This is a genomic window from Streptomyces sp. NPDC043680, from assembly GCF_056436685.1.
In genome coordinates, this window is sequence record NZ_JBWKCE010000032.1 from 1 (window position 1) to 13,321 (window position 13,321).

The following is a 13,321-nucleotide window of genomic DNA, read 5'->3' on the forward strand; positions in this document are numbered from 1 at the left end:
TGGGTCCGCGGCCGGTGGTGACGGGTGAGTCGGGGGCGTACCTGCTGTACACCTCGGGCTCGACCGGCCGCCCGAAGGGCGTCCTCATGACCGTCGGCCCCCTGCTCAACATGATGGAGTGGCACTTCGCCGACCAGCCCACCGGCCCCGGCCGCATCACCGCCCAGTTCACCGCCCTCAGCTTCGACGTCTCCGTCCAGGAGATGCTCTTCGCCCTGCTCGGCGGAGCGGCGCTGGCCGTCGTCCCGGAGGACGTGCGGCTCAGCCCCCAGGAGTTCGTCCCCTGGCTCGAAGAGCACGGCGTGACCGACCTGTTCGCCCCGACGGTCGTCATCGAGCTGCTCTCCCGGGCGGCACTGGAGCAGGACCGCCCCCTCCTCGCCCTCAGCCACCTCGCGCAGGCCGGTGAGGCCCTGGTGCTCAGCGAGGCCGTCCGTGCGTTCTGCCGGCAGCGGCCCGGCCGCCGCCTGCACAACCACTACGGCGGCACCGAGATCCAGGTCGTCACCTCCCACGCCCTCACCGGCGACCCGGCAGCCTGGCCCGGCGTCTCGCCCCTCGGCACCCCCGTCCACAACACCTGGATCTACGTCCTCGACGAGACGCTGCGCCCGGTCCCGGAGGGGGTGGCGGGCGAGCTGTACGCGGCCGGGCCCTGCCTGGCCCGCGGCTACGCCGGACGCCCCGGCCTGACCGCCGACCGCTTCCTGCCCGACCCCTACGGGCCGCCCGGCTCCCGCATGTACCGGACCGGCGACCTGGTGCGCCGCCGCCCCGACGGCACCCTCGACTACCTCGGCCGCACCGACCACCAGGTCAAGATCCGCGGCATGCGCGTCGAACTGGGCGAGATCGAAGCCGCCTTGCGCACCACCCCCGGCGTGCGCGAGTGCGTCGTCACCGCGCGCACCGACGCGCAGGGGTTCACCCAGCTCACCGCCTACGTCGTCGCCGCCGACCCGGACGACGCCCCCGCGCCCGCCGCGCTGCGCGCCCGGCTCCTGGACCGGCTGCCCGGCCACGCCGTGCCCTCCGCCTTCGTCGCCCTCGACGCACTGCCGCTCACCCGGCACGGCAAGACCGACCGCGCCGCCCTCCCCGCGCCCGACGCGTCCGCCGTCGACAGCGGCGCCGGCCACGTGGCACCGCGCACCGGGGTCGAGCATCTGGTGGCCGGGGTCTGGCAGGAGGTCCTCGGCACCGAACGGGTCGGCGTCTTGGAGGACTTCTTCGCCCTCGGCGGCCACTCCCTGCTGGTCTCCCAGGTGCTCGCCCGGCTGGAGCGGGCCTGCGGCGCGCGGATCTCCGTACGCGACTTCTACAACCAGCCCACCGTCGCCCAGCTCGCCGCCCTGATCGCCACCGCCGAGGGCGGCTCCCGCGGACTCGGCCCCCGACTCGCGGGGGAGGCCCCCGCCCTCTCCTTCGCACAGGAGCGGATGCTCTTCCTGCACCTGCTCCAGCCCGTCGGCGGCCTGTACAACGTGGCCGTCCCCCTCGAACTCCACGGCACGCTCGACACCGCAGCCCTCCAGGCCGCATTCGACGAGATCGTCCGCCGCCACGAGACCCTGCGGACCCGCTTCGAGCTGGGCAACGGCACCCCCGTACCGGTGGTGGTCCCCGACGCCGGGTGCCCGTTCACCGTCGTGGACGCGAGCGGGGTCGCGGACCCGGCCGCCGAGGCCGCCGCCGTGGTCCGCCGCGACGCCGAGACCGCCTTCGACCTGGAGGCCGGACCGCTGCTCCAGGTCACCCTCGTCCGCACCGCTCCCGACCGGCACACTCTGAGCCTGACGGTCCACCACATCGCCTTCGACGGCTGGTCGGTCGACGTGCTCATCAGCGAACTGGAGGCCCTGTACGACGCGTTCGTCCAGGTCAGGCCCTCGCCGCTGCCCGAGCTCGGGCTCCAGTACGCCGACTACGCGGCCTGGCAGCGGGCCGAACTCCAGGGCGTGGCCCTGCAGGACCACCTCCACTACTGGCGCTCGTACCTCGCCGGGGCCCCGCACGCCCTCGACCTGCCGACCGACCGCACCCGCCCGCCCGTCCCCGACTTCGCCGGCGACGCCGTAGCCTTCACCGTCGACCCCGAGCTGACCGCACGGCTGCGCACCCTGTCGGAACGCTCCCGCTCCACCGTCTTCATGACGGCCATGGCCGCCTACAGCTCCCTGCTGCACCGGCTCAGCGGCCAGGACGACCTGTGCGTCGGCTACTTCTCCGGCAACCGCACCGCCATCGAGACCGAGCCGCTCATCGGCCTCTTCGTCAACACCCTCCCCGTCCGCTCCCGCACCGAGGCCGGGCAGACCTTCGCCGCCCACCTCGAACGGGTCCGGGACTCGGTCCTCGGGGCGCACGCCCACCGCGACCTGCCCTTCGAGCTCCTCGTCGACGAGGTGCAGCCGGAGCGTGACGTCTCCCGGCACCCCGTCTTCCAGACCGCCTTCGGCTACTACCCGGCCATGGCGGGCGGGCCGGCGGACGAGACCGGTCCCGGCCTGCGCATCACCCCCGCCGACCACCGGCCCGACACCTGGATGTCCAAGTTCGACCTCAGCCTCTACCTGACCGAGACCGGCCACGGCACCCTCGTCGGCGAACTGGAGTACTCCACCGCCCTGTTCGACCGGGGCACCGTCGAACGGTTCGCCGCCTGCTACCTGCGCCTGCTGCGCGCCGTCACCGAGAGTCCCGGTACCGCCCTGGACGCGCTGCCGCTCCTCGACGACAGCGACCGGCTCCGCCTCCTCCAGGACTGGGTCGGCCCGGTCGCCGAGGTTCCGCGGGCCACCCTGCCGGAGCTGTTCGAGGCCCGGGCCGCCGCGACCCCGTCCGCCCCAGCCGTCCACCACGCCGGGACCTCCCTCGACTACGCGACCCTGGACGCGCGGGCCGGCCGGCTCGCCCGCCTCCTGGCCGGACGCGGCGTCGGCCCGGGCGACTTCGTCGCCGTGGCCCTGCCCCGCACCGAGCAGCTCCTCGTCGCCGTCCTCGCCGTGCTCAAGGCCGGCGCCGCCTACGTCCCGGTCGACCCGGCCTACCCGGCCGACCGGATCGCGCTCATGGTGGAGGACGCGGCCCCCGCCCTCGTGCTCACCGCCGGCGCGGTGCGCGACCGGGTCCCCGCATCCACCGCCGCGCCCTGCCTCGTCCTGGACGACCCGGACACCGCCGCGGCCGTCGCCGCCCTGCCCGGACACCCCCTGACCGACGCCGAGCGGACCGCCCCGCTCCACCCCCTGCACCCCGCCTACGCCATCTACACCTCCGGCTCCACCGGCCGCCCGAAGGGGGTGGTCGTGGCCCACCGCAGCGTCGCCAACCTCGCCGCCTGGGCCGGGGAGGCCTTCCCCGGGGGAGCCCTGGACCGGGTGCTCGCCGCCACCTCGCTCAACTTCGACGTCTCCGTGTTCGAGATGTTCGGGCCGCTCCTCAACGGCGGCTCCGTGGAGGTCCTGGCGTCTCTGCTGAGCCTGGCCGACCCGGCCGCCGGCGCCTACCGCGGCTCGCTGCTCAGCGGGGTCCCATCGGCCCTCGCGCAGCTCGTCGCCACCGGATCCGTCCGGGCGGAGGCCGACAGCGTGGTCCTCGCCGGCGAACCGCTCGCCGCGCAGGCGGCCCGGGACATCGCCGGCGCGGTCGGTGCCGGCCTGGTCGGCAACCTCTACGGCCCCACCGAGGCCACCGTCTACGCCACCGCCTGGTACGCGGCGGAGGTCGGCGACGGCACCCCGCCGATCGGCCGGCCGCTGCGCAACACCCGGGCGTACGTCCTCGACAGCGCCCTGGGCCCGGTCCCGGTGGGCGTGGTCGGCGAGCTGTACCTCGCCGGGGCGGGCCTCGCCCAGGGCTACCTGGACCGTCCCGGCCTGACCGCGGACCGCTTCCTGCCCGACCCCTACGGCGAGCCCGGCACCCGGATGTACCGCACCGGCGACCTGGTCCGGTGGACGGCCGACGGCGACCTGGTCTGCCTGGGCCGCGCCGACCAGCAGGTCAAGATACGCGGTCACCGCATCGAGCCCGGCGAGGTCGAGGCACAGCTGACGGCCCACCCCGACGTGTCGCAGGCCGTCGTCGGTGTCGACCAGGGTCCCGGGGACGACCGGAGGCTCGTCGCGCACCTGGTGTGCACCCGCCCGGTGTCCACCGAGGAGCTGCGCGCGCACCTGGCCGCCCGCCTGCCCGGCTACATGGTGCCCGCGGCCTTCGTCCTGCTCGACGCGCTGCCGCTGAACGTCAACGGCAAGGTGGACCGGGCCGCCCTGCCCGCCCCGCAGGACGCCGACACCCGGGGCGGCGCCGACCACGTCCCGCCCACGACACCGCTGGAGAAGGAGCTCGCCGACATCTGGGCCGACGCGCTCGGGGTGGAGCGGGTGGGCCTGCTCGACAACTTCTTCTCCCTCGGCGGCCACTCGCTCCTCGTGACCCGGATCAGCTCCCGGATCAGGCAGCAACTGGGCGTGGACGTCGACCTCATCGCCTTCTACACCACGCAGAACCTGGGCGAACTGGCCCAGCACCTCACGCAGCTCACGCAACCGGCCGCCGCGCTGTGACGTACGCGGACCGAAAGGGGAAGACAGTGACCAGCACGGTAGACGAGTCAGTGGTACGCAAGGCCGACGCACGGATGCACGGGATGAGCGAGGCACTCGGGACGACCGGGAGCTCCGGGCCGGCCCTCGGCACGGCATCCGCCGAGGTGACCTTCCACATCGGGCCGGCGGCCCGGCGCGAGCTCGCCGACGCCGCCCGGCGGCTCGGCGTCCAGGAGCCGTCCGTCCTGCTCGCGGCGGTCCTGGCCACCCAGTTCCGGCACACCCGCCGGGAGAACGCCGAGGTCCGCACCGCCCCCGGCCGGCAGCGGATGGTCCCGGTGACGGCCGCCGCGGACCAGTCCTTCGCCGAGCTGGCGCGCGCCGTGGACACGGCTCTGGCCGCCGGCCCGTCCGCCGGGCCGACCGCGGCCGCCGAGCCGGCCGGGCCCGCCGAACCCGGCGCTGACCGGGCCGGGCGCCACGGGCACGGGGTGAGCGCGGACCACTCCGCGGTGGAGCGGGTCCTCTTCCGGTGGACCGCGGCCCCGGCCGCCCCCGACCCGGTGCCGGCCACCGGCCCGGGCACGGTCGTACGCTGCCACGCCGAGGCCGGTGACGGCTCCCTCTCCGGCGGTCTGCGCCCTGCCGACCTGCCCGCCGGAGCCAGCCCCTCCGGCTGGGCCGCCGCCCTGCTCACCCTGCTCACCGACGCCGCGGCCCGCCCCCAGGCGCGCCTGGACGAACTGGCGCTGCTCTCCGAGGTACGCCAGGCCGAGGCGGCGGAGGCGGCCAACACCGGCCACGAGAGCTACCCGGACCTGCGGCCGATCCACGCCGCCTTCGAGGAAGCGGCCCGCCGCGACCCGGGGGCCGTCGCCGTCGAAGCCGGCGGCCGGGCCACCACGTACGGCGAACTCGACGGCCGCGCCAACCTGCTGGCCGCCTCCCTGGCCGAGGCCGGAGTCGGCCCGGAGAGCCTGGTCGGGGTCTGCGTCGAGCGCTCCGCCGAGCTGCTGGTGGCCCTGCTCGCCGTCCTCAAGCGCGGCGCGGCCTTCGTCCCGCTCGACCCGGCCCTGCCCGTGGAGCGGGTCGCGGTGGTCACCGCCGACGCCCGCGTCGCCGCCGTGCTGGCGGGGGCGTCCCAGCGGGAGCGGCTCGCCGACCTGCCCGCACCGCTGCTGGCCGTGCCCGCCGAAGGCTCGGCCCCGCACCCGCCGCAGGTGGAGGTCACCCTCGACCACGCCGCGTACGCGTACTACACCTCGGGCTCCACCGGCACCCCCAAGGGTGTGGTCATCGACCACCGGTGCGCCGCGGGGCGGCTGGAGTGGCTCGGCCGCCGCTACGGGCTGCAGCCCGGGGACCGGGTGATCCACAAGACCCCGCTCATCTTCGACGTGGCGATCTGGGAGCTGTTCGGTCCGCTGGCGGCCGGCGCCACCGTGCTGATGGCCGACCCGGGCGCCGAGTCCGACGTGGTCCACCTGAGTCGGCTCCTGGCGACCGAGCGGACCGTGTTCGCCCACTTCGTGCCCTCGATGCTGAACGCCTACCTCGACCTCGCGCCGGAGACCCCCGCACCCGACCTGCAGTGGGTCCAGCTGTCCGGCGAGGCCGCCGGAAGCCACCTGCTGGAACGATTCCGCAAGCGGTTCGACGCCGAACTCCACAACCTCTACGGCCAGACCGAGACGTCCGAGGTCGCCGGCTGGGAGGGCCGCTCGTACCCGGGAGAGGGCGGACTGCCGCTGGGCCGGCCGCTCGGCATCTACCGCCTCTTCGTCCTCGACGAGGAACTCCGCCCCGTCCCGCCCGGAGTCCCCGGCGAGCTGTGCGTCTCCGGCACCGGCGGACTCGCGCGCGGCTACCTCGGCCGGGCCTCGCTGACCGCCGAGCGGTTCGTACCGCACCCCTACGCCCTGACTCCGGGGGAGCGGCTCTACCGCACCGGCGACCTGGTCGCCCGCGGCGACGACGGGCAGCTGCACTACCTGGGCCGGGTCGACGGCCAGGTCAAGATCCGCGGCTGCCGGGTGGAGACCGGGGAGGTCGAGGCGGTCCTCGCCGGCCACCCCGCGGTCCGGGCCTGCGCCGTGTCCGTCTTCCACGACGAGGACGGCGCCGCCCAACTCGCCGCGTACGTGGTCACGGACGGCGCCCACGATGCCGGGTCCCCTGCCGCCGACGGGGCCGGCGCGGTCGTAGAGGAGCTCGCCGCCCACGCCGCCCGCCGGCTGCCCGGCTACATGCTGCCCGCGGTCTACGTGCCGGTCGACGCCCTGCCGTACACCCCCTCCGGCAAGCTGGACCGGCTGCGGCTGCCCGCCCCCACGGCCGCCGACCGGGCGGCCCGCAGCGCCGGCGAGGCACCGGGCACCGCGTTGGAGGAGCAGGTCGCCGTCCTGTGGCAGGGGGTGCTCGGCGTCGACCGGATCACCCGTACCGACAACTTCTTCTCGATCGGCGGGAACTCGCTGAAGTCCCTCCAGCTCCTCAACCGCGTCAACACCACCTTCCAGGTGCAGGTCTCCGTCCGCGACTTCTTCGGCACCCCCACCGTGGAAGGCCTGGCCGCCGCCGTGGAGAAGGCCCTGACCGACCTGGTCGCCGGGATGACGGACGAGGAGGCGGCTACACTCCTGAGCCGGCTGTGATCGAAGCGGCAGGACGCCGCCCGGGCGACGGGTGGCGGAAGGGCTCAGCGGTGGGTGCGATGGGTACGACGGGCGAGGGCGGCGCGACGGATGCCGGGGGCTTAGGGCCCCGGCGGATCGGGGGGCTCCTGCACAGCGGGGGGCTCCTGCGGATCGAAGGGGCGACGGAGAACAACCTCCACGACGTCGACGCCGCTTTCTCGGACGGCATCACGGCCGTGGTCGGCGCCTCCGGATCCGGGAAGTCCTCCCTGGTCTTCGACACCCTCTACCGCGAGGCCAGGCACCGCTTCCTGGCCACCCTGGCCGCCGCCCCGGGCGGCGGTTCCGGCCGCGCCGCCCGGGTCCGCGCCGTCCACGGCCTGCGCCCTGCCGTCGCCGTCGGCCAGAACGTCCTCAACCGCAACCCCCTCTCCACCGTCGCCACGGCCGCCGGCATCCACCCCTTCCTGCGGGTGCTGTTCGCCCGCTTCGCCGTCACCCGCTGCCCGCACTGCACCGCGGCGAACGAGACCCTCGCGGCCGAGGAGCAGCTCGCGGTGGTCCGGGCGGCGGCCGACGCCGCCGGCGCGGTCGAGGTCGCCGCCCCGCTGGTGCGCGGCGCCGAGGGCGGCCACACCCGGCTCCTCGGCCACCTGGCCGGGCGGTTCGGGGCCGGCCGCCTGACTGTGGACGGTGCTCCCTGGACCGGCACCCCGCTCGACCCGGGAACCCCGCACACCATCGAGGTCGTCCTCGGCACGCTGGAGGCCGGCGCCCCGGTGCGCGCCGCCCGCTCGCTGCTCGACGCCGCCGCCGCGCTCGGCTCCGTCCAACTGCGCATCACCACCCCCGACGGCACCGAACGGGTGTTGTCCCGGGCGGCCCTGTGCACCGGCTGCGGGGCGGCCCTGCCCCCCGTACGCCCCCAGGACTTCCGCGCCGACGCCCGGCCCGACGACGCGGCGCACACCGCCGGGCGCGAGCTGGCCGGCCACGACTTCGGCGCCCTCCTCGCCCTGGACGTCGTCCGGGCCCGGGAACTGCTGGCCGGCGCCGAGCTCCCCGAGCACGCCGCCGGGCAGGTGCGGCACGTCCTGCGACGGCTCCAGGCCCTGGAATCGCTGGGCCTGGGCTACCTGGCCCTGGACCGGCCCTCGCCGACCCTCTCGCGGGGCGAGGCCCAGCGGCTGCGCATCGCCGTCCTGCTCGCCGGCGACGTCGAGGACCTCCTGTACATCCTGGACGAGCCCACCATCGGCCTCGGCGCCGACCAGGTCCGCACCCTGATGGACGAACTGGCCAAGCTGGCCGGCCCGGTGGTGCTGGTGGAGCACGACCGCACCGCCGTGGCGGGCGCCGACCACGTGGTGGAGATCGGCCCCGGCGCGGGGACGGGCGGCGGGCGCGTGGTCTACGAGGGCACCCCGGCCGGACTGTGGCAGGCCGACACCGTCTCGGGCCGCTGGTTCTCCGGCCGCGAACGCCTCATCGCCCCGCCCCCGGCGGCCGCGGCCGGACCGGGTTCCGTACAGGCCGGGCCCGGAGCGGCGCCCGCCACGCAGTGGATCACCGTGCGGCAGGCCCGCCGGCACAACCTCACCGGCTTCGACTGCGCCGTCCCCGTCGGCGCCCTCACCGTGGTCACCGGCCCCTCCGGCACGGGCAAAAGCACCCTGGTGCGCGATGTGCTCGTCGCCTCCCTCGAAGCCGGCGAGCCCCGCGGCTGCACGGCCCTCGACGGCCCCCGGCCGACCCCGCTGACCGTCGACCAGGCCCCGATCGGCGTCAACCCCCGCTCCAACCCGGCCACGTACACCGGCCTCGCCGACCGGATCCGGGCCGTCCTCGCCGCCGCCACCGGCGCCGAGCCCAGCACCTTCTCCTTCAACCGCACCGAGGGCGCCTGCCCGGAGTGCGCCGGCATGGGCGCCGTCGAGGTCAAACTCCGCTTCCTGCCCTCGGAATGGGTGCAGTGCGAGGCCTGCGGCGGCCGCCGCTTCGCCCCCGAGGCCCTGGCCCTGCGCGCCGAACTCCCCGACGGCAGGCGGTACTCCGTCGCCGAGGTCTTCGACCTGAGCGTGCGCGAGGCCGTCCCCCTCTTCGGCCACGACGCCAAGGCCCGGCGGATCCTGACGGCCCTCACCGACGTCGGCCTCGACTACCTCCCGCTCGGCCAGCCCTCGCCGACCCTCTCCGGCGGCGAGGCCCAACGGGTCAAACTCGCCCGGCAACTCGCCGCGAGCCGCCCCGCCCAGCTGGTCTACCTCGACGAACCCAGCACCGGCCTGCACCCGGCCGACGTACCCCGGCTCGCCGCCCTGCTGCGCACCCTCACCGACCGCGGCTGCACCGTGGTGGTCGTCGAACACCACCAGGACATCGCGGCGATGGCCGACTGGACCCTGCGCATCGGACCCGGCAGCGGCCCCGACGGCGGGCGCCTGCTCCACGCCGGTCCGCCCGAACCCCGCCCCGCCCAACCGGTCCGGCCCCCGGGCGGCCCGCGCCGACCGCGTCCGGCCCGTACCGCGGTCGAGATCCGCGGCGCCCGCGCCAACAACCTGCGCGACGTGTCCGTCTCGATCCCCAAGCACGCCCTGACCGCGGTCGTCGGGGTCTCCGGCTCCGGCAAGTCCTCCCTGGTCCGGGACGTCCTGGAGGCCGAGGCCACCCGACGGCTGCTGGAATCCCTGTCCGTGTACGAACGCCAGTCGCACCGCGAGGGACCCCAGGCCGCGGCCGGCTCCGTCACCGGCCTCGGCCCGACCCTGGCCGTCGGCGCCCACGGCAAGGCACCCGGCCTGCGCAGCACCGTCGGCTCGGCCACCGACCTCAGCCCCCACCTCGGCGTGCTCCTCGCCTACGCAGGAGCCCGCACCTGCTCCGACTGCGGAGGCGGACAGCGGCGCACCGGCCACCGCCCCGGCGCCCCGTGGGCGTGCCGGGACTGCGGGCGGCCCGGACCGCCCGCCGACCCCGCCGACTTCTCGCCGATCCGCTACGAGGCCGCCTGCCTGCGCTGCCACGGCATGGGAACCGTCGCGATCCCCGTGGTCGAGCGGCTCGTCACCCGCCCCGACCGCCCCCTGTGCGACGGCGCGATGTACTCGCCCGGCTTCTATCCCCGGGCCTACCACTCCAAGCCCGCCAACGGCGGCTACTGGATGCTCCTGGCCCTGGGGGAGCGCTACGGCTTCGACCCCGAGACCACCCCCTGGCAGGAGATGGCCAAGGAGGCCCAGGACGCCTTCCTGTTCGGACAGGAGGAGGTCACGCTCTCCGACCGTGCCCGGGTCACCCCCGGCGCCACCGTCCTGTGGCGCGGAGTCTTCCGGATCATGGACGGCTGGGACGTCGGCGGCCTCTACACCGAGCGGGTGCCCTGCCCGCCCTGCGGCGGCGGACGCCTGCGCCCCGAGTTCCTCGACCAGGAGATCGCCGGCCTGAACCGCGCCGGACTGCACCGCGAGCCCGTCGCGGCCGTGCACGCGGCCCTCGCCGGTCTGCGGCTGCCCGCGGGCGCGCCCGGCTGGGCCGCCGCCTCGCACGGGGTGGCGCTGCGCCGCCTGGAGTTCCTCGGCCGGGTCGGCCTCGGCCACCTCCACCTGGACCGGATGGCCAACACCCTCTCCGCCGGCGAGCTCCAGCGCGTCCGCCTCACCGCCCTGCTCGGCGCCGGGCTCACCGGTATGACCGTCCTGCTGGACGAGCCCTCGCGCGGCCTGCACCCGCGCGAGGCCGACGTGCTGGGCGAGGTCCTGGAGGAGCTCACCGCCCGCGGGAACACCCTGGTCATGGTCGAGCACGACCAGCGCCTGGTGGCGCGCGCGGAACACCAGATCGTCATGGGCCCCGGGGCCGGCCGGGCCGGCGGGACCGTGGTCGCCGCAGGGAGTCCCCGGCAGGTCCGGCGCGACCCGCGGGCCCGCGCCCTGCTGGAGCGCCCGCTGCCCGGCCGCGCCCGCGGACCGCGCGCCGAGCCGACCGGCGCCATGACCGTCCGCGCGCCGGCCGAGAACAACCTCGACGGCCGGGACGTGACCATCCCGCTCGGCGTGCTCACCGGCATCTGCGGGGTGTCCGGTTCGGGCAAGTCGACGCTGGCCATCGACACCGTGGCCCGCGCGCTCGCCCCCCGCAAGCTCACCACCTCCGCGGCCGCCACCCCGGTCGCGCCCGGCTCCCACGCGGGTATCGACGGCGCCCCCCGGCAGGTCCGGCACGCCGACCAGAGCCCCACCGGGATCACCTCGCCCGGAGCCTTCCTCAAACTGCTCGGGCCGCTGCGGGAGGCCTACGCGGACTCCGCCGCTGCCCGAGCCCTCGGTCTGGCCGCCGACGACCTCCAGCCGCGCTGCGACGGCTGCAAGGGGAAGGGCAGCGTCACCGAGGACATGGGCTTCATGCCGGCCGTGCACCGGCCCTGCGACGCCTGCGAGGCCACCGGCTACCGCGCCGAGGTCCGCGAGCTGCGGGTGCGCGGCCACAGCCTGCCCGCCCTGGAACGGCTCACCGCCGAAGAGGTCCTCGACCTGTGGGACGACCTCGAACCCGTCGCCGGGGTGCTGCGCTCCGCCGTCGCGCTGGGCCTCGGCCACCTCTGCCTCGGCCAGGGGGTCGTCGACCTCTCCGGCGGGGAACGCCAACGCCTCAAGCTGGTACGGGAGATCGCCAAGCCGGCCGCGAAGCCGACGCTCTACATCCTTGACGAGCCGACCACCGGACTGCACGAAGCGGACGTGGAACAGCTGGTCCGGGCGCTGGACGGCCTCGTGGCGCGCGGTCACAGCGTGCTCGTCGTCGACCACGACGTCCGGCTGCTGGCCTGCTGCGACCGGCTGCTGGAGTTCGGCCCCGGCGGCGGCCCCGACGGCGGCCGGGTGGTCGCCGAGGGCACCCCCGAAGAGCTGGCGGCGGGAGACACCGCCACGGCCCCGTACCTGCGCGAGGTGCTGACATGACCCCCGACCACCCGAACCGGACTCCCGACGCCGGCCCGGTGCCGGATCCGGCCGGTGTCGCGGGCGATGCCGTCTGGCTGCTGCTCTGCGACCGCTCGCCCGCCCTGCGCGCCCGGGTCCTGGGCGAGTTGCTCGGCGTCCCCGACGACGACCCCGAACGCGCCGACCTGCTGGCCCGCAGCGCCGTCGACCCCGAGACCCGGGAACTGCTGGCCACCGAGCCCGCCGACTTCCCCCACCTGTGCCTGCTGCTGTGCCGGCTGGGACACCTCGGCCTGGACCGCGCCCACCCCCGGGTGGCCGAACTCGCCGAACGCGTCTTCGCCGCCCAACGCCCCGACGGCGCTTTCCCCCTCGACCTCTTCCGCACCGACGACCGCTACACCATGATCCCCCTCCAGGCCTCCGTACCGCTGCGCGCCCTCGCCCTCGTCGGTGCCGCCACCGACCCGCGGGCCGAGCGCGCGTACGCCTGGCTGCTGGACCGGCGCAACCCCGACGGGTCCTGGCCCACCGGGCTGGTGGCGGGGCAACCCGGAGGGGTGCCCGGCTACCGCAAACTGCCCGGCTCGCCCGGCTGCCGCGCCAACACCCAGGCGGCCCTGGCGGCCCTCGCCCTGCACCCCGGCCGGGCCGTGGGCGAGCCGGCCCGCCGCGCCGTCGACCTGCTGCTGCGCCGGGAGACCCGCGACGAGTGGGCCCTGGGCACCGAGACCGCCCGGCTCCACGGCCGCGAGCGCGCCGCCGGGTTCATCTCCCTGTACGCCCGCTTCGACCTGGCCTTCGTCCTCGACCTGGCCTCCCGTACGGGCATCTCCCCGCGCGACCCCCGCATCGCCGACCTGGTGGACTTCCTCACGGGGCTGCGCGGACCCGCCGGGCTCTGGGAGCACCCCGTCCACCCCGAACTCGGCCGCTGGCTGACCCTCGGCCTGCTGACCAGCCTGCGCCGGCTGCGTACCGCCGACGCGGACGGCACCGGCTGGACCGGAGAAGGCCCCCGGCTCGCGTTCCGCCCCCACGACGTGCGCCTCGCCCACCACTGAACACCTGAACACCTGAACCCCTGAACAGCCTGAACCCCCGAACGCGCTCCCTGTTCGACTGAAAAGCTGGGCCAGTCGAATTCACCGGGCATCGGATAACTTCCTTTCATCCTCAAGAAGTCGTC

General features: G+C 75.7%; 4 protein-coding genes. All 4 read left to right on the forward strand.

Features of this window, described 5'->3' with window-relative positions; genetic code table 11:
* The first annotated feature begins 14 nt into the window (after positions 1 to 14).
* From AC0666_RS33185 to AC0666_RS33200, 4 genes are read left to right on the forward strand one after another with little or no spacing between them, the layout of a single operon-like run.
* Positions 15 to 4,571, forward strand: a complete 4,557-nt coding sequence (locus AC0666_RS33185; protein WP_478709026.1) for an amino acid adenylation domain-containing protein — start codon at positions 15 to 17, stop codon at positions 4,569 to 4,571.
* 26 nt (positions 4,572 to 4,597) lie between these two features.
* Positions 4,598 to 7,207, forward strand: coding sequence for a non-ribosomal peptide synthetase (locus AC0666_RS33190; RefSeq protein ID WP_468974164.1), 2,610 nt, complete (start codon positions 4,598 to 4,600; stop codon positions 7,205 to 7,207).
* A 59-nt stretch (positions 7,208 to 7,266) separates the two neighbouring features.
* Positions 7,267 to 12,150: an excinuclease ABC subunit UvrA gene (locus tag AC0666_RS33195; protein ID WP_478709027.1), complete on the forward strand. Its 4,884-nt coding sequence runs from the start codon at positions 7,267 to 7,269 to the stop codon at positions 12,148 to 12,150.
* Positions 12,147 to 13,196: a prenyltransferase/squalene oxidase repeat-containing protein gene (locus AC0666_RS33200; RefSeq protein WP_478709028.1), complete on the forward strand. Its 1,050-nt coding sequence runs from the start codon at positions 12,147 to 12,149 to the stop codon at positions 13,194 to 13,196. Before AC0666_RS33195 ends, AC0666_RS33200 begins: the two co-directional genes overlap by 4 nt.
* The last annotated feature ends 125 nt before the right edge of the window (positions 13,197 to 13,321 follow it).